This is a genomic window from Lysinibacillus parviboronicapiens, assembly GCF_003049605.2.
Lineage (GTDB): Bacteria > Bacillota > Bacilli > Bacillales_A > Planococcaceae > Lysinibacillus > Lysinibacillus parviboronicapiens.
The window spans coordinates 2193452-2212160 of the sequence record NZ_CP073713.1 but is presented as its reverse complement, the minus strand read 5'-3'; the positions used below and the strand labels follow the sequence as shown (position 1 = coordinate 2212160).

General features: G+C 37.9%; 17 protein-coding genes and 1 pseudogene. 4 read left to right on the top strand and 14 right to left on the bottom strand.

The window, feature by feature from the left end; genetic code table 11:
* The first annotated feature begins 35 nt into the window (after window positions 1–35).
* Complete coding sequence (gene pdxR, locus C9J31_RS10495) at window positions 36–1418, top strand: MocR-like pyridoxine biosynthesis transcription factor PdxR (RefSeq protein WP_107949139.1); 1383 nt, start codon at window positions 36–38, stop codon at window positions 1416–1418.
* 531 nt (window positions 1419–1949) lie between these two features.
* Here the strand turns inward: pdxR and C9J31_RS10490 are convergent.
* The 6 genes and pseudogenes from C9J31_RS10490 to C9J31_RS10470 all read right to left on the bottom strand — a co-directional run bounded on the left by C9J31_RS10490 (window position 1950) and on the right by C9J31_RS10470 (window position 6772).
* On the bottom strand, window positions 1950–2264 hold the full coding sequence (locus C9J31_RS10490; RefSeq protein WP_054768505.1) for a TIGR04104 family putative zinc finger protein: 315 nt from the start codon (window positions 2262–2264) through the stop codon (window positions 1950–1952).
* Window positions 2265–2394: 130 nt separating this feature from the next.
* Window positions 2395–3618 carry a GNAT family N-acetyltransferase gene (locus C9J31_RS10485; protein WP_107923718.1) on the bottom strand — a complete coding sequence of 408 codons (1224 nt, stop codon included), beginning with the start codon at window positions 3616–3618 and terminating at the stop codon, window positions 2395–2397.
* Entirely contained in the window at window positions 3615–4343 is a 729-nt protein-coding gene (locus tag C9J31_RS10480; RefSeq protein WP_107923719.1) for an AAA family ATPase, read from the bottom strand. Before C9J31_RS10480 ends, C9J31_RS10485 begins: the two co-directional genes overlap by 4 nt.
* Window positions 4344–5600: 1257 nt before the next feature.
* Entirely contained in the window at window positions 5601–5864 is a 264-nt protein-coding gene (locus C9J31_RS10475) for a hypothetical protein (protein ID WP_054768504.1), read from the bottom strand.
* Between the two features lie 406 nt (window positions 5865–6270).
* A pseudogene (locus tag C9J31_RS23615) lies at window positions 6271–6393 on the bottom strand (DUF4440 domain-containing protein); the annotation flags it as partial.
* Window positions 6394–6562: 169 nt separating this feature from the next.
* Entirely contained in the window at window positions 6563–6772 is a 210-nt protein-coding gene (locus C9J31_RS10470; RefSeq protein WP_054768499.1) for a hypothetical protein, read from the bottom strand.
* A 363-nt stretch (window positions 6773–7135) separates the two neighbouring features.
* Between C9J31_RS10470 and C9J31_RS10465 the strand changes: the two genes are divergently transcribed.
* Both C9J31_RS10465 and fumC read left to right on the top strand, forming a co-directional pair.
* The gene (locus C9J31_RS10465) at window positions 7136–7354 is read left to right on the top strand and encodes a hypothetical protein (protein ID WP_107949137.1); all 219 of its coding nucleotides are present in this window, start codon (window positions 7136–7138) and stop codon (window positions 7352–7354) included.
* A gap of 465 nt (window positions 7355–7819) precedes the next feature.
* Window positions 7820–9211 (top strand): class II fumarate hydratase, encoded by a 1392-nt coding sequence (gene fumC, locus C9J31_RS10460; RefSeq protein ID WP_107949134.1) that lies wholly within the window; start codon window positions 7820–7822, stop codon window positions 9209–9211.
* A 75-nt stretch (window positions 9212–9286) separates the two neighbouring features.
* Here fumC and C9J31_RS10455 read toward each other — a convergent pair whose 3' ends face one another.
* From C9J31_RS10455 to C9J31_RS10420, 8 genes are all read right to left on the bottom strand, one after another.
* Entirely contained in the window at window positions 9287–9832 is a 546-nt protein-coding gene (locus tag C9J31_RS10455) for a GNAT family N-acetyltransferase (protein ID WP_107949132.1), read from the bottom strand.
* Between the two features lie 26 nt (window positions 9833–9858).
* Window positions 9859–10389 (bottom strand): cysteine hydrolase family protein, encoded by a 531-nt coding sequence (locus tag C9J31_RS10450; protein WP_107949130.1) that lies wholly within the window; start codon window positions 10387–10389, stop codon window positions 9859–9861.
* Window positions 10390–10767: 378 nt separating this feature from the next.
* Entirely contained in the window at window positions 10768–11700 is a 933-nt protein-coding gene (locus tag C9J31_RS10445; RefSeq protein WP_107949128.1) for a stalk domain-containing protein, read from the bottom strand.
* Between the two features lie 122 nt (window positions 11701–11822).
* Complete coding sequence (locus tag C9J31_RS10440; protein ID WP_107949126.1) at window positions 11823–13598, bottom strand: glycerophosphodiester phosphodiesterase; 1776 nt, start codon at window positions 13596–13598, stop codon at window positions 11823–11825.
* Window positions 13599–14127: 529 nt separating this feature from the next.
* Window positions 14128–15711 (bottom strand): amidohydrolase, encoded by a 1584-nt coding sequence (locus C9J31_RS10435; RefSeq protein WP_107949124.1) that lies wholly within the window; start codon window positions 15709–15711, stop codon window positions 14128–14130.
* A 13-nt stretch (window positions 15712–15724) separates the two neighbouring features.
* On the bottom strand, window positions 15725–16276 hold the full coding sequence (locus tag C9J31_RS10430) for a biotin transporter BioY (RefSeq protein ID WP_054768496.1): 552 nt from the start codon (window positions 16274–16276) through the stop codon (window positions 15725–15727).
* Between the two features lie 152 nt (window positions 16277–16428).
* Window positions 16429–17100, bottom strand: coding sequence for a TIGR04104 family putative zinc finger protein (locus C9J31_RS10425; protein WP_107949122.1), 672 nt, complete (start codon window positions 17098–17100; stop codon window positions 16429–16431).
* The gene (locus tag C9J31_RS10420) at window positions 17087–17602 is read right to left on the bottom strand and encodes a sigma-70 family RNA polymerase sigma factor (protein ID WP_107923729.1); all 516 of its coding nucleotides are present in this window, start codon (window positions 17600–17602) and stop codon (window positions 17087–17089) included. The genes C9J31_RS10425 and C9J31_RS10420 overlap by 14 nt, the downstream gene beginning before the upstream one ends.
* Window positions 17603–17756: 154 nt before the next feature.
* On the opposite strand from C9J31_RS10420, the gene purU reads away from it, so the two are divergent.
* Window positions 17757–18665 carry a formyltetrahydrofolate deformylase gene (gene purU / locus C9J31_RS10415; protein WP_107949120.1) on the top strand — a complete coding sequence of 303 codons (909 nt, stop codon included), beginning with the start codon at window positions 17757–17759 and terminating at the stop codon, window positions 18663–18665.
* Window positions 18666–18709: the final 44 nt, after the last annotated feature.

Genomic DNA, 18709 nt, shown 5'->3' with positions numbered 1-18709 from the left:
TTTCAATCTTTTTAACATGTCAAGGAGGAGTTTTAATGAAAGATTTTATCTTCCTATTTACCACTGGGGAAGCGAAATATAAACAAATTTATCAGCAGATCAAGACGTTAATTGAGCAGAGAAATTTGAAGTCCAATGATTGTCTACCTTCTATTCGAAAACTTGCCGATACTCTTCAAGTCAGTCGCAACACCACATTAACTGCTTATGAACAGCTAGTTGCTGAGGGCTATATCCGTGGCGAAGGACGAAAAGGCTATTTTGTAAATACCCTCGAAATGATCTTTTCGCAGGAAGAAATGATGCCCTATCAACCAGCACAAAAAGTGCGACAAGCTAGCATCGTAGATTTTCGAGCAGGCTCTGTCGATCAACAATATTTCCCTTTGAAAACATGGCGACAAATGGCTAATCAAATATTACAGCTAAAGGACAGTTATGTTTATGGAGATTCTTTTGGTGAACAACGCTTAAAAGAACAGTTGGTGCATTACTTACTACAAGCACGTGGGGTAAAAATTAACGAGGAAGACATAATCATTGGTAGCAGTACACAGCAACTACTCGTGTATCTTGGTTTTCTACTAAAAGAGGATTTTGATAGCATTATTGTGGAGAATCCAGGGTATATCGGGGCAAGAGAAGCCTTTCAACTTCACAATTTCACCATGGAGCCATTGGCCGTTAATGAAAACGGCACACAGCTTCAGCAATTAGCTCACTTACAATCTCGCTTAATCTATGTCACACCCTCCCATCATTTCCCCTATGGTGTATCTATGTCGATTCAACAACGACAAGCGTTAATCCATTGGGCAAAAGAGGTAGATGGCTTTATTATCGAGGATGATTACGATAGCGAATTTCGTTATGCACAACAGCCGTTTCCTGCCCTCGCTTCTCTTGACAAATCACACGTCATTTATGTGGGGACATTTTCAAAATCCTTTTTACCAGGCATTCGCTTAAGCTATATGGTGTTGCCGAAATCGCTTATTGGTCGTTATAAGCGTTATTTTGCTCATTTTGAACAGAATGCTTCGTCCCTTCACCAATTAACAATGGCGTCATTTATGGAAAAAGGTGAATGGACACGTCATATCAAAAGAATGCGCCTCATTTATAAACACAAAATGAGCTTTTTGGTAGAAACTCTAAAAAAGCAATTCGGTGACCACATGACAATCGTAGGAGAGCATTCTGGACTTTATGTATTGATAAAGTTTCATACACATCATACAGAACAGCAACTTATTCAGTCTGCCTTGGAGTATGGCGTAAAAGTATATCCTACTAGCCCATACTTTCTACAACAACCAAGTCATGAACCGATTATACAATTGGGTTTTAGTAATTTAAAGTTGGATGAGATTCAACTTGGGATGCAGCTTTTAAAAAAGGCTTGGTGTACCAACTAATCGCAGGCGAAGCGATATGGACCGGTTATCCAAGACATTATGTAAACGGTTTGGTTATGTTCCTAGCTACCTCTTTGTTGAGACCAGCCAATAGAAGTAAAAGCATGTGAAAATTGATAGGATGTAAGTTAACGCCGTAAGGAGACGGATTGAGGAATATCCTTGTTTATAAGCCTTCTTTGTACCAGAATATTGACTAAAAAAAGCCTGATTTAATTTTGTGAAATCCATTTTGGTAGCACCAATTCGAACACTTTCAAATCAATATCGCCTACCATGCGGTTTTCAAATCCTAAAAAATCCCTAAAATCTTGGCTGTTCGAAAATCTCTAGGCATAAAACTAGGGCCATCAAGAGTCGGAAGCGATGAATAATACTTCTCAAAATAATGTAAAGCTTCCTCAAATAAATGTGGTTCTATCACTTTTTTACATCTGGCGCGAAGATTTGCATATAGACATAAACGTTTCGGTTGAAGTGATCGTATAAGAAAAGCCTTCACACAGAAGATGGTGAAAGCCTGAATATGTATTATTTTTGTGCGTATTTTTGTAAATGCTTCGGTACTTCTCGCACATCCATTAAAAACGGCATCATGATGAGTAAAGACAATAAATACATAGCCACCCCTATTGCTACTGCCGAACCTTTCACTTCGTCATCAATAACATATGGCATTGTAATATACGGCACAAACACCAACAGTAAAATTGAAATACGTGTCATGGATGTCAGCATCTGCTTTTTCCCGCAATATGGGCATCCAATAAAGCGCGAAAACGTTACAATCGAACGCATCGACTGCTTCCAAGTCCACTTTTCCTTACATTCAATACATTTTGGCATACTATAAATCCCCTCCATTCACTAATTATGCCACAAGTAAGAGCACTGAAACACTTATTTTATGGCAATTAAAAAAAGGAATCTACACAAAAATATCGTCGTGCAAATTCCTTCTATGATGAGCCATCTCTTAAAAGTAATCGATAAACGTTGGAATCCCAATAGGTAGCACAGCCTCTAACAATGCAATATCAAGCGCGTTGCCATGTAAACGTTCGATCTTCTCTAAATAGTATGGTCGTTTATATCCCAGTAACATCGTCGCAAGGGTTTGCACCGTTAGCTGCACTGCATTTTCGGATAATAGTTCACTCAGCTTTTCGACCAATACTTCGCCATCCTGTACGGTTACAATAAACGTACCATTGTTCCAAGCGACAATGCGATCACTTACGGCTAAGCGCAGCTGAAAGTTATTACCTATAAATGGATATCGTAGTAAAAACTCCTTCACATCCACAATACGTGCCATAAAGTACGGTGATACTTTTTGAATAATCTCGCTATCCTCTAGTAAAAAAGCTACGGCTTCGTTCCCCGTTGTTTTGCCATACACATTGTAAACCATCGAGCTATGAGCAGATACGAAATTCCATAAACCTTTCCGCGCCTCTTCCTGCAAATAAACGATTTCATCGATATAATAATTTTCTTCCATGATGCGGTAAAACAAATACCCTTGGGGATTATCGTCTTCATCGTAATAGACTGCTGCCTGTAGTTTGACATCACTATCAATGAATTTTTCCTCCCAGAAATCCTCTTGGAATTTCTCATTCCAAGCAATACTATTACGTACCATTACACCATGTGTTTTTTTCGCATAGCGGGCATAAATCGTTACGACATCCTCATGTTTTGGGTCAACACGACGTATTTTACCGTTTAAACCTGGATAATGTGGTAGCTGCGTATCCTTGACTTGAAATTCCACAATATCACTCATAATTTCCCAACCCTTTTTGCGATAATACGGTATAGAATATGGAAATAAATAGGATACATATCGTTGTTCATTGCGCATTTGTTGTAGGCATTCCATAATGAGACTTTCCATTAAACCATGCCCCGAATACTCCGGATACGTACCTACGGCCGTAATTCCGCCCATTTCATAAAGCTTGCCATGAATATTTACTTGAAATGGTAGATTTAATATTTGTGACACTAATTGAGTGCCATCAAACCAACCAATGGCATGCCCCACATTAAACTGCTTACTTTTCGCATTTACAAAACGACGATCCTTATGGATAGACATTGACATTTGAAACACATAATTAAGTAAATCAATCGACTGTGCCATTTCATCTAGACGAATTTCTCTCATGACTAAGCCCTTACGTTGATTCATGATTCCCTCTCCTCATCAAATAACTCAGCAAAAATTGTTTCGGGGGCATTTAAAAATCGCTTCGTTACAACATAATGAATGGTGTCTTCATAGCGAATCGATTCAATTCCCCCATCATCAAAACTATATATGGTTGCATTTGGATAACCTAATAAAATCGGTGAATGTGTAGCAATAATAAATTGTGCTTCCTGCTCTAAATCCTTCATAATTTTAAGTAGACTTAACTGTCGTGTTGGTGATAATGCAGCTTCCGGCTCATCGAGTAAATAAATCGACTTATCTTTGAAGCGGTTCATAAACAGCGATAAAAACGACTCGCCATGGGATTGATGGTGTAAAGACTTGCCACCATATGCCGCATACTTATTCGGATGTTCTAACAAGTCAATGTGACTTGCAAATTGATAAAACGTCTCTGCTCTTAGAAAAAAACCGTTTGACACTTTTGGCCACCAAGATAAACGAATATATTCCCCAAGTGCAGATTCTGCCTTATGTACTTCATACATATTCTGTCGTCCGCCACCAGCTGTATTAAAATCGCAACGATCCGCTATAGCTTCCAGTAAAGTCGATTTGCCGGAACCATTTTCCCCAACAAAGAACGTCACATTGGTTGGAAACTCTAGCTCTTGGAGATCCTGCAAACTCGCTATATTAAACGGATAACCATGTTTCCCACACATCTCATCTTTTAATACTTTACATGATTTCAAATACATCCAGTTTCACTCCCCTTAATCCTATTATAACGCTCGCGCGCTCTCTGAAACCTTCCTTTTCTCCAAAACAAACGAAATTGCACTGAAAATATAGAACAGGCTACTGCCAATAGGTGACATATGCGTCTAGATCGGATTGGCAACAAGCATCCAGGCAAAAAAAGTTAGAATATTAGGACAACGCATAAAATCATCATCTTTGTAATTTTAGAGCGATACCGAATACCTAATCGCCAAAAACCTTTAAAAGCACGTAGAATACCGATATTACAGCCATTATACATCCTATATTTCCCGAGAAATAATTCGAAAACAAAATATATCATGCGAAAATCAATCATAAAATTATGCTGTGATAACAATGCACCCAAATCATAGATGCCATCCCTGTGGCTTCACTTTTTTTGACTGCCTTATGTAAATTACTGCCTCCATTCCGCACCACCACTTACAACTAGCACTCATATACTGTAAATAACAATTCCATTTTAATCGCGAAGTTCTCGCTATAAACCATACACATGCCAATTATTCATGCAAATAATGCACCAATTACCATCTCTTCAACCATGATCTTGGCCTCTATTTCTTGGCAATAACTACGATAAGCAACTCAAAAAACATACTAAATGCCATATCGAAAAGCTTCCAATCCGCAACGCTGCAATTTTATGCGGAAAATAACAGCTCATTAATGCTAGAAAAACGACAGATAGATTCCATTTCACAACCAACACAACATTCTTTGCCCCAGTTCGCTCTGTTATTGTTACGTGTAAAACAAGAAAAATAGACAGTCTTTACAATTATGACTGACCAAACCTTTTAGCTAACATAGTTTTGTATCACTGTTAGTAAGTAGTGATTCCTTTCCATCAAGCAATATAGGTCACCTTGTCATCCTCGCTAAAAAACAGAGCTGACTCTGCAGATGCGTAGAATCAACTCTTTCACTTTTAATATAATCAGTTAAGCCCTAGCGATTAATTTGATAAACTCCACATCCATGTCAAAATTACGACAATATAAGTGAATGTGATTGTTAACCATGTGGCAATGCTATTCTAAATCAACTTCAATTCCTACTAGAATTCTCTTCGCTTTATCCACTAACATGATACATGTTGTATCCCTCATTGTCTGGCTTCGCTAGTTGAATCATTGCTCCGTAGCAACATTGTATTCGTCGGAAACAAATAAAATCAACTGAAAACAAAATAGATATTTGTTTTTAGTTGATTTTATTATGGCTCATGTTTAATTATTCACTATATTTAGGCACCAACAGAAATTATCCCAAGCAGAATACCAGCCGTTGAAAATTTCAGATGAATCATCCCAACGTACTTCAAATTTCTTTTGACCGTCTACATCCACTAAATACAAAGTTAGCGTCTCATCCGCCTTAGAGACAGCTAGCTTCATACCGCTTTGAAGTTCTTCTTCAGTGAATGGTACGTCTGAAACCGAACGCAACTGTGCCTGTTCAAATACTTGTTTGTTAATGATTTTGTAATTCATAATAAACCTCCAATAAAACTTTCTATTAATTTTAAATTCCTACTTTATCTACAAATATGAAAATATAGGACTATAAAAGTATATACTATATTCTTTCTGCATTGAAACAATAAAAAATGTACTTAGCTTTTTTTAATTGATGCCGACCTAAAAACGTAGCTATATTTAAAAAATATCACAAAAATTACAGTCTTTTTTGAACAGTCTTTACGCGTTAACTTCCTATTAAAAGTCACCTATTAACCTCACTAACCTGGCTTGTCCCATTAATAGGTAAGTCCAATACCAAGCGCGCTAATTCTTTAAATAGTAACGCCCTATGACCGTATAGCTACAAGACGCTTAAACCTTTACTTTCTAGTTATTTGATTAACTCTGTACCATATGAGTTGTCAATGGCACAAAGTCATGTACCGTATGAATTTCTCTTAAATACATATGTTGCCTTTCTATCCATAGCATAGTCATTTTCCTCTTTTTCTGCCTCAAGGAATGTTTGAGAAATTACTAACGCAGTATCTCCTTCGTCACAAGTTCCTGCTAATTTTCATTAATATAGTCTGATTACTGAACGAAATAAATCCAGTTCACGAATTAATAAATAAACTAATAACTGAATTTGTTCAACGTTGAACAACACATAAAAAAATGCCAATTTCCCATTAATAGAAATCGGCACTTGTTTATAAGTTATGCATTTAGCGTGACGCTTTTGGCGGTTGGCAGACGTCACATTTACGTTGGTTTTTATTTTTAAATTTCGTAAATGTTTTTTCAAAGTTGCTGCCACATGCACATTTAAATAGTAACTTTTGAGAATAACCGTGATATTCCGTCGTTAGCAACTTACTTTCTGAATTGTTCTCAACAAATTCTTTAATTTTATCAATCGACCATTGTTTATTCATTGTTTTACACCTCCATATATTATCACTTTGCGGAGGCTATTCTTGGCATCCGTTCATTTATAATTAAAAGTCTTAATTATCTTAAGCGCTTTATTATAACATGCGCTAGCACACAATTAAACACATGGCGCGGATAAAAAGAGCTCACATTGATGCCCAGCCCAACGTGAATGACGGATAGAGTTCCCAAACCCTCCTTCTACCCGGATTTATTATATCTCATTGGTTGCTAACTTTTTTCCTGATTAAAACTGATTAACCGTAAAACGATGTACTGACGCTAAATGAACTTACTTCAAATGTTCTACATCCAAGGTACTCCTCATAAATTGACTAAAATAAGCAATAAGGAGACCGTAAAAAATGAATGTTGTACATTATTATGAAAATAAGACTGCCGTTTTAAATCAATTGTTAGTGCGTATTCCCGCTATTGATGAGCAAATCCACATTAAAGGTCGTAAAGCAAAAGTTGTCGAGATTATTAAAATGGATGATCACAAATATCGTGTACATGTGATGTTTGAAAAAATTACGAAAAAACAACCATTAACCAAAGATTTGGGTAAGAAAAAAAGATAACTACTTCCCTTTCCACTTTAAATCACTAGAATTCCCATTCAAACTACATGCCCAAGCTATCATTTCATCATTAAATGAAATGATAGCGCTTTGATAATTTACATGCTTAATCCTAATGTTTGCAGCGTTCCAATGTGGGGTATTACATAAACTAAAGCAAGTCATAATACATTGTCTTGTACGGATAATTCATGTGGCAAAACAACTTAGACGTTCATCTAGCATTCGAGTTTATCGGCGATTGCAAACTATTCTCAATTAATTTGTAAATCTTCAACCAAAGTGATTGACTTTTTAATTGATAACAATTATCATTATCAATAGATTATTTCTTTTCTCCAAATGCTTAATTCAGAATCCCCCTCTTTTTTGAATAAGCATGTATCAAACGGATATTCTTACATCAGACTAAGAATATCCGTTTTTAAATTTATAAACTTACATAACTTGAAGGAGCTGTTATTAATGGATTTTCGTATTGAAAGAGATACTATGGGTGAAGTTAAAGTACCGGCAGATAAAATTTGGGGCGCACAAACACAGCGCAGTAAAGAGAACTTCCAAATCGGTACAGAACACATGCCGATTGAGCTCGTGCAAGCCATGGCTATTTTAAAGAAAAGTGCAGCTATTGCCAATAACAAGCTTGGTAAGCTTTCAGATATCAAAGCGCATGCGATTGTGCAGGCGGCTGACGAAGTGTTAAACGGTCAATGGGACGATCAATTTCCGCTTGTCGTGTGGCAAACAGGCAGTGGTACACAATCAAATATGAATGTCAACGAAGTCATTGCGCACCGTGCGAACCAGATTTTACAGGATGCAGGTCAAGCTGATCGCATTCATCCAAACGATGATGTTAACAAATCACAAAGCTCAAACGATACGTTCCCAACAGCCTTGCATATTGCCGCTGTGTTGAAAGTAGAAGATTACTTACTGCCCCGCCTTCGTTTACTGAAAGCGACATTTGATGACAAAGCTGCAAACTTTAAAGATATTATTAAAATTGGCCGTACCCATCTACAAGATGCGACCCCACTGACTCTAGGGCAAGAAATAAGCGGTTGGTCGGCAATGTTAGAAAAATCTGAGCGTATGATTAAACACAATGTTGAATATATGAAAGAACTCGCTATTGGTGGTACTGCAGTTGGTACGGGTATTAATGCACACCCTGAATTCGGTGACCGTGTAGCAGCAGAAATTAGTCTGTTAACTGGAAAAAGTTTCACATCAGCGGCTAACAAATTCCATGCACTAACAAGCCATGATGAGGCTGTTGTCGCACATGGTGCATTAAAAGCACTTGCTGCAGACTTAATGAAAATTGCCAATGACGTTCGTTGGTTAGCCAGCGGTCCTCGTTCTGGTATTGGTGAAATCACAATTCCAGAAAATGAACCCGGCTCATCCATCATGCCAGGTAAAGTGAACCCAACACAGAGTGAAGCCATGACAATGGTTGTAACACAAGTTGTTGGGAATGATGCAACCATCGCCTTTGCCGCTTCACAAGGAAACTTTGAGCTAAATGTCTTTAAACCAGTCATCATTTATAACTTCTTACAATCCACTCGACTACTAGCTGATACCATGAAATCATTCAATGATCACTGTGCAGTTGGCATCGAGCCAAATAAAGAGGTTCTTGACCATAACCTGCAAAACTCATTAATGTTGGTTACAGCATTAAATCCATATATCGGTTATGAAAATGCAGCAAAAATTGCGAAGAAAGCCCATAACGAAGGCACAACATTAAAAGAAGCAGCTATTGCTACAGGCTTACTAACGGAGAAACAATTCGATGAATATGTTGATCCAGCTACAATGATTTATCCAAACGCAAAATAATTCCACAAAAAAACCCAGCCAAGTTTCCTCTCTTCGCTGGGTTTATTTAATTTTGACATTGTGGTACTTCCACGATTAATCCTTAAATCTACCCATTACAACTGTATGATAGTAATGGCCATCTGAAAGTATTTTATCATTTTTCAATAGTCCTTCTACTTCAAAGCCTAGCTTTTCATAGAGCCTAATCGCTTTGTCATTCGTTTCTAAGACATGCAATGCCATTTTTTTAATATCGTTGGCATCTGCCCAATCAATGGATAGCTGTAAGAAGTTTTTTCCGATGCCGTAGCCCCAAAATTCCTTTAAAACCCCTACCCCAAATTCAACTTTATGAGAAAATCTTTTTAACGCAAAGCCTTCACATCTGGAAAACCCCACAATTCGATGATGAGCAACTGCCACTAAAAATATGTTTCGAGGGTGGTCAGTGTCCGCTTTAATCAATTGTTGAAAATCTTTCGTATCGATAATAGCCTCACCTTTTTCTCGGTCAAGGTTTTCAGTCTCCCCATCAATTTGCATCCTTAATGCTGATAATTCAAACGCATCTGTTTCAAATGCAGACCTGATTGTATAATGCAGCCCGTTTTGATAAAATTCTTGTTGGTTTATAAGCATAGTATCTCCTATCTTTGCTACGCCAGTTACAACTGAAAGCTAGTGCTTGGCTGAATTTTTACAAATCGATTATTCCATATAAATTCATGATACTTAATGATCTGTTCAGCATCCAACACAGGATTATTTATTGTGCTATGTGCACCTTCTATTAAAATATTACGGTGGTATCCATGGCTATAAGCACTGCGAATCGTAGTATCTAAACAAAATTCTGTTTGCGCACCGACAAAAATAAGCTGATCAATCTTAGAATCCTGCAAAAATTGCGCTAATTCCGTTTTATAAAAAGCATCCCAAGTTGTTTTGGTAATCACTTTGTCTTGCTGCTGTTTATGTAGTTCATGATGTAGTTCCCATCCTGGCTTTCCAAAGGCCATTTCATCATCTTGCCCTAAATCTGTATGCTGTATAAAAATTACCTGAATGTCTTTCGCTCTAGCCCATTGAATTAAGTGATTAATATTTGCTACAACTTGCTTAGATTCAAATAATTGATACTTCTTTTTTATAAAGAATACTTCTTGCATATCTACTACGACTAATGCCTGTTTCATATTATCCCCCTACAAGTTTCTGCATTGTTTCTATATTATTGTATACGAAAGGATTTTGAATTAAAAGAACCCCAAAGCACCGCTACCTATGAGATTGTATTAAAGGCTCGGTCGCTAGACGACATAGATGGCCCCATGACTTAAATTCTCGTGAAGCCGGTGTTTCAAAGTTTACAAAGGTCATGGTATCGACTGGGTAACTCCACTACAATGACACATAGCGCTTTACATTTTCACTCACCGTACGAACAATGACCACATTAGTAAGAATGGGATTATCTCGGCTCATGCCTTTCTTGCGCGTAATGCTGTCATTCGCTCATAAAAAAATCCAAAAACACCCTCCATTACATAATGCAAGGAGGGTGTTTCGGCTTTTTATTTCATTAATTCTTCAACGAATTCTACAGGTACATAAGTTTTTGTTGGTTCTAATAAAGCTGGTGCCACTTCAAAGTGACGAAGAGCTTTATTGTAGCCGTATTCTTTTTGACCGCGTGTTATCGTATACGATAATGCGCCTTTTGATACGATTGCACCTTTTCCTGTTGATTCTACTTTATAGCCCAGTTCTTCAGCAATTAAACGTAAAGGCACCATCGTCGCACCCTCTACTTCATAGAAATCATTTTTGATAATTTCTTCTACAGCAGTTTGCGATGGGTCCACTTCACCTGGCTCTTCCACTATCGTATCTAAAACTACTACTTTTGATGGTGGCGTTTGTGCTGGGATGCTCATTGTTGTAATTGCATAGAACACAAGTAAATGTTGCTCTGCTAAATCTTCAACTGTCACATCTTTGCCAGATAAACTTTGTAGTTCCGTTTCTTTGCCAACATTTAATTTTAACGTATTATCAACGTTCACTAAATCTTTATTGAAAAAGTCAACTGTGGCACTGCCCATTTCCTCTGTTTCAACAATAAGTACTTCTGGGTTGTATTGTGGAGGATAAATCATTATCATCGGTTTATTTGCATACGTGTAAGCTGTTACTTTATCACCCTTTTGAAGTTTTACTTCTTTACCAGTATTATCGAAAACAAGCGTGTCCTCATTGACAACAAATACGTTAATGTTTTCGCCTTCTTTAACCGTATAATATGTAGCATTGTCACGTACTTCCACATTATCAACTGTGCCTGCTACTTGCATAAAGATTGGCTGTACTTGAGGTTTTTGTGCTTCATCATTTTGTGCGTTCGTCACGACTGCCTCTCCTCCGTTTGCTGATACAGTTGGTGCGACTACTGCGCCTCCGATTAATAATGCTGACATTGCAAATGGTACGACTTTCGTCATTTTCATAAAAAGCATCTCCTTTATTTCACGAATTCATAGTAGTAGTCGATTTATAAAGCAAAAGGTTACAACATTACCAGTTTATTTTTCAATTTTATGATTACGAGAATAAACATTAGTAAATGCAGCTAAAAAATGAATTGAAGCCGATTTAATACTCGTTGTAAAAAATATTGATGTTCACTTTGCTTAGTCCTTATATCCAACGCTGTATCTGGATGATCCGTAATAACCCCTGCAACATTTTTTCCGATAAATTCTTGTAAAGAGCGATCTTTGTTTAAAGTCCACACAAATAAATCCATATCGCTTTGCTGTAATTCTGCAATTAAATTATCAGAAACCCAAGATTCCTCTAATGCTATAAAATCTACTGGCGTCTCAGTCATGGAGCCAACAGTAAGCGCATAGACAATGCCAACACGTAAGTTAGGGGCTAATTTTTTTAACTGTGTCATCAATTGGGAACTAGCAGACTGAACATAATAAGTATCAAGTACTTGATAGGCATTTAACTTCTCTACTAAGCTTGGTAACAGATTTTCGGTTTCATTGCCCTGCACCTTTAACTCGATTAGTAAGGCCACATCAAGAGCTTTTGCCATCTCAATGAAATCATCCAGTGACGAAATTTTATCGCTATAACCATCTGAATGAACTGTAATGGTCTCTAATTCACTTAGGGTCATATTCGTTACTACGCCATTTTTACCCGCTAATCTCCTTAATGTCCGATCATGGAACACGACAAAATCTCCATCAACTGTTTGCTGAATATCTATTTCTACCAAGTCTGCGCCTGCAGCTGCCGCTCTCACAAGTCCACCAATGGTGTTTTCCACAGCTTCTGCCGTGTATCCTCGGTGGGCGATAATTTTTGTATCAGGTGCATAAACACTTTTCTCTAAAGACTTCACATTCAGTACACTCAATACGATAAATACAATGCAAACCACTATCGATAATCGTTTGTAGCGCTTTTTCACAAAGTTTGGTGAAATTTTTGCTTTCGATAAGAGCAGTGTATTATAGGTAATTGCTACCATTACCTGTGAAAACATTGCCTGTAACAAACTGAATAACACTACAATGGTGATTTCCAAAAATGCCAATGTCATACCGGCTGTTAAAAGAGCACTACTCGGCAACACACGTTCTAAGATATATAGTGGTAATGTACCGACAACGGTAATACCTAGTAATAATAGCAAGTGACCCGTTAAAACCATCGCCAATAATACGAGTAATTCAAACAAGCCTCTTTTTGAAAAGCGCCAACTTTGTACGAGCGATTGACGAATGGAAATCTTTGGTTGAATCGTAAATATTGGCAATGTCAGGATACTTCGTACGCCAACAATTACTAGTACACTTGCTACAGCAGCATAAAGTAGCTTTCCTGACCGACTAAGCATTAATTCATCTGTTATAAAATGAGGAATGGAAATGGCTTGAGTTAACGTCAGAGGTAGCATAAATGAAGCTAGTGGTAGCAACAGGGCAATATAGACAATCAAATAAATTACCTGAACGCTATAAAAATAAACGACTTTCCGATTAAGCTGTTGCCAAATTGTAAAAAATTGATAACGAATCCCACGTTGCTGATTAAATGCCATTAAAAATAGAAAACCCATTTCATAATAAATAAATAGTAGGACTACCATCATCCAAATAACAATCATACCCATAACCAATGGATGCGCTAAAAAGCTTTGGATATTTTCCTCTGTAATATGTGTGTAGCCGGTTACTCGCAGCATTAGCTTAAAAATAAGCGTTGTGACTGGCACAATCAATAAAAATTGAAATAGCCGTATCAGTGCAAAAACTTGTATATAATCAATGCGATACTTATATATATTGTAGATGGCTAGTCTCATAATTTGAACTGCCTTGTGCACTCACTCACCCCCAGTCGCATACTAATGTATTTCCCCAATAACGTACTTACTACACTTTTTCTCACTATCTATCTATAAGATATGAATGGCAATATACTTTCAATTCCTTTCAAGGGAAAAGTCTTATCCATAAAACAATTTGTCCATTATAGTATGTCATTACATATCATGAGATTTATGCATTTAGCACAAACATATAAATTTTTTGAAACTTATACCCATCTGATTCGGTAAATAGATATGAAAACTTATAAATGGAGGTATACATATGAAAAACTTTTACATTGGCGACATTATAAGTACAATCATGATACTACTTGTTTTCGTAGTTATTTTTTACGTTATGATAAAAATGATAAAAAAATTAAAGCCTTTGTCTTCAGTGGCTTCTTCGCCCCCCGAAGACACACTCCTCCGACAAGTTGATAATCTCACTTCGCGTGTTAATAGCTTGGAACTACAAGTAAAAGAGTTGTCCGAAAGTCATCATGCAAATCAAGTCGTTAAGACAAAAAAATCGCCGTGAAGATTACTCTTCACAGCGTTTTTTTGTTTTTGCATAGACAATTTGCCCCTCTATTACTGTATATGCGACGTCTATATGTGGCACTTTTTCGATGTCTACCTTAAAAATATCTTCCTCAAATACAGTAAAATCCGCCGTATAGCCCGCTTCAATCTTACCTCGCACATGGTGCTGTCCGATGATTTCTGCAGCCCCTACTGTATACAAGCGTACAGCTTCAAAGCGTGAAATTTTTTCCTTCGAACCATAGCCATCATGCAATTCGCCAAAATTTCGTCTTGTCACAGCAGCGTAAATTCCGTGTAACGGGTTGGGCTCTTCAATCGGTGCATCACTACCTCCTGCTACAATAAGCCCATGAGCCAGCAGCGATTTTAGTGGATGTAAACCTTCCGCCCGCTGTTTTCCTAACCTTGCGAGCTCCGCTTTATATTCGCCTTGAACAAACTGTGGTTGCATATCCACTGCTACAGGTAACGCTGCTAGCTTTTGTAAAATGTCCTTATCAACCAAGCTACAATGAATAACGCGGTCTAATTGCCCCTCTTGCGGCGGATATTTCGCAAACACCTCTACAATTGTCGTAATCGCTAAATCACCAATCGCATGCACAGCAACCGTTTGTCCATACTTTCTTGCAAGCTGCATATACGCCTCTAATTGCTCTGTTGAATGCACAAGCATTCCACTATTGTCAGGCTCATCACAGTATGGTTTACGGAGAGCCGCTGTTCGTCCACCAAATGCACCATCGATGAAGATTTTCATCGCTCCAAACTCGACAAATAATGATGATTGTTCATGCAGTTGCACAACTTCCTCAAAAACAGCGTGATGTTGTAGTAAATGCACTTTAAAAGATCTCTGTTCCTCCACGATTTTTCGAAAAGCAGCAATAGGCTGAATCGGCGGTCCATAGTAGCTTAAATCCTCAGAATGCCCGCCGACAAGACCGTACGATTGTAGTGAGGTTACAGCTTTTCCAAGGGCATCTTCAAGATAAGCAGGCGTAATATGTGGCATCTGATTGACGATCATATATAACGCCGCATCCTTTAAAACACCCGTGACTTGTCCATTGACCTTGTCAATAATACCGCCCTCAGGTGAAGGTGTATCGTTGGTAATCCCTGCAAAAGCAAGTGCCTTTGAATTAGCTAGTATTAAATGATGGCAGCTACGTTTGATAATAAGATGGGCTTTACCCAGTGCATCAAGCTCAGCTAATGTCGGAAAAACTGGTGCTAAAAATTGTGTTTCATTGAGCCCGATAGCTATGATCCATTCTTCTGGCGTCGCAGTAACCATACGTTGACGAATAATGGCGAGTAGCTGATCCTTACTTTTCACGTTTGATACATCAATATGCTTTAACTTTTCACCATAACCGATAATATGTAAATGACTATCGACAAATCCTGGGTACATCACACAACCATGTAATTGTTGGATAGAAGCAGCTTGTGGCAACAAGCCTTTTACTGAGCCTGTTGCCACAATTTTTCCGTCTTGTTCAAGCACAGCTTCAACTGTTTCGCCAACTTTTGCCATCGTGTAAATCGTTCCACCTGTCCATAACGTTGCCAAAACTATTCTCCTCCTATGCTATTGCTTCAATTAAATGCGCTCTTTCTAAGCGTTTACGTACAATAACACCAAGCCATGCAGCTACTACCGCCTTCACAATCCCTACAACGATAAATGGAGCTACGCCGCCCATAAATGCAGCCGTCCATGATAAATCCGCTAAAATTTTTAACCATACTGTACCGAATGTCAATGTCACAGCCATTCCAATAATGTTTGCAATGATTGCTTGTACCAGCGTAATTCCGAATTTATCTAAGTATAACCCCATAATAATAGCCGTTACGAGGAAACCTACAATATACCCGCCTGTTGGCCCTACTAAAATAGCAAATCCTCCTGACATCCCACTAAATACTGGCATACCCGCTGCACCTAGTAAAATATATAACAATACCGATATTGTACCAAGCTTTGTGCCCAAGATTGTAACGATTAAGCCAACTGCTAATGTTTGCCCTGTAATTGGTATAAGTGGTAGTGGAATCGTTACTTGCGCAAGTACGGCAATAATTGCTGCACCAAATGCCGCTAACACATAATTATATGTATGACTCTTCTTCAAATGAAACTGCCTCCCTTTGTACGTTAACTAAATAATTAAATAAGTTAACACAAAGATAAAGCAAATGAAAACTGTTGTCAATCCATTTTGAAAAATTGCTATATAAAAAGAAACTGCTATAGTGAACTAGCAATTTCCTTCAGTGAACTTTCTTACCAAAGAGGCTCATTCATAGGATCATCTTCTTGTAAACCAAAGATATATGGTGCTAATTGATAATAATAAATAAAGACACCTGCGCCAAAAAAGCCAATTCCGAGGAAAAAGTTATCAAAAAGTTGATTCATGAAAATCATCATAGGAAAAGGGATATTAAGTATTCCAGCTAATTGGACAGATTTTTTCGTCCGATATTGTTTTTTCCCGCAGTACGGGCACTCTATTTGCCCATTTTTACGATAAAATTTTCGTGCTTGTTTGGGGGTCCAAGTTTCTGCGCACTCGATACATACAGGTAAACCATACCCCTTTTTTCGCAACAAGCGTTTTATAATAGACGTGACAACAAGAAATAAAAGAAAGAGTAATATACCTCTCACTAGGTCATAATCTAAAAATGTCCAAAAGCTCGCTGTTTCCGTTTCTTGCTGTAAGACAGCGGCCTGTTGGCTGCCAGCTGTACGCTCATCTTTGCCCTGCGATAATAAATATGTAAACGTAAGGGCAAACACAGTGAAAGTCGCAAGTACAATTCGATACTGCCACTGGCCGCTACTTCTCGGCTTGCTTTTCCCGTGCACTTTTTGCACGATTGCTTGCTTTTTTTCGGCTGAAAGCTTTATATCCTGAAGCTCCGTTAACACATCTTCCTTAAATTGATTCATGGCGTAACACCTCCCAGTCATAGTCACCAATTGCTGTAGCTAACTGTTTTCTAGCACGCTGTAATCTCGTTCGTACCGTTGCTTCTGGACAACGAACAAGCTGTGCAATTTCTACTGTGTTCATATCCTCGAAATAATAAAGAATGAGTACTTCTCTATATTGCACAGATAATGTAAACAAGGCATCCACTAACTCTCGCTTTGTAGACTTAGCCAGTAATTCTTTTTCTGGCGTGATTGTCGTTGGGCGCCCCGTTATTTTTTCAAATAGTGACAGTCGTTTACTTTTCCAGCTGCGTAAATAATCGTGACTGCGGTTAACTGTCATTTTCACCAAATATGTACGTAATGATGATTCTTGCCGAAACTGCTGTTGTTTCTGATAAAAGGCGATAAACACATCCTGCACGATGTCCTCAGCGGTCGCTTCATTTTTCACATATAAATAAGCAACCTTTAGTAAATAATCACCGTGCTCTGTTATAACTTGTTCAATCTCCATCGCTGTCCTCACCTTCTTTCTAAACTACTGACGGATGCTAGTCGATTTACGATTCATTTTTTTATCAAATTATTTTTCCTGATTTTTTTGTAAATAAAGCTTTATTCTGATAAAGTAAAAAAGTGACGAATTTTGTACGAGGAGTTGTAAAAAAATGACCGTGAAACACCAAGTAAAGGCTATCTTGAGGGAGCCGGACATGCACTTGGAAAATCGTGCACGTTTACTAGTCAAGTGCCCCGATCAACCAGGAATTGTGGCTGTACTATCTTCATTTTTATTTAATTATAATGCAAATATTATAGAGTCGAGCCAATATTCTAGCGATCCTGAGAATGGTACTTTCTTTATTCGGATTGAATTCCATTGTGACAACCTACAAGAAAAATCAACGAAAATGGAAGAAGTATTTACATATATTGCAAATGACTATGGTATGGAAGCTAAATTTTGTTATTTAACTAAACGGGAACGTACAGCCATTTTCGTATCAAAAGAGCTACACTGTCTGCAAGAGTTATTATGGGAATGGCAGAATGGTGATATAGAGACGGATATTGCAGTGGTCATTAGCAATCATGAGGACGCTCGCGCAATTGTTGAGTCGTTTAATATTCCATTCCATTATATCCCTGCACATAAAGAGATTCGTCAACAGGTGGAGCAAGAACAAATACGTTTAATTGAAGCGTATGATGTGGACCTACTGATTCTCGCACGCTATATGCAAATATTAACACCTGAATTTGTGAATCATTTCAAAAATCGTATCATCAATATTCATCATTCTTTCTTACCAGCATTCATCGGTGCAAACCCATACGAGCGTGCACATACGAGAGGCGTCAAACTGATTGGGGCAACTTCACATTATGTCACAAATGACTTAGATGAAGGACCGATTATTGAGCAAGATGTAGAACGAGTGGATCACCGTGATACGGTAGCACATTTGAAAAAAATTGGCCGTCAAATTGAACGTCGCGTCCTGACGAAAGCCGTAAAATGGCACCTGGAAAACCGTATTATTGTTGAGAACAACAAGACGATCGTTTTCCATTAATTCATCAATTGTAATTTTTTGAAAACAAAAAAAGAGGGGTTTCA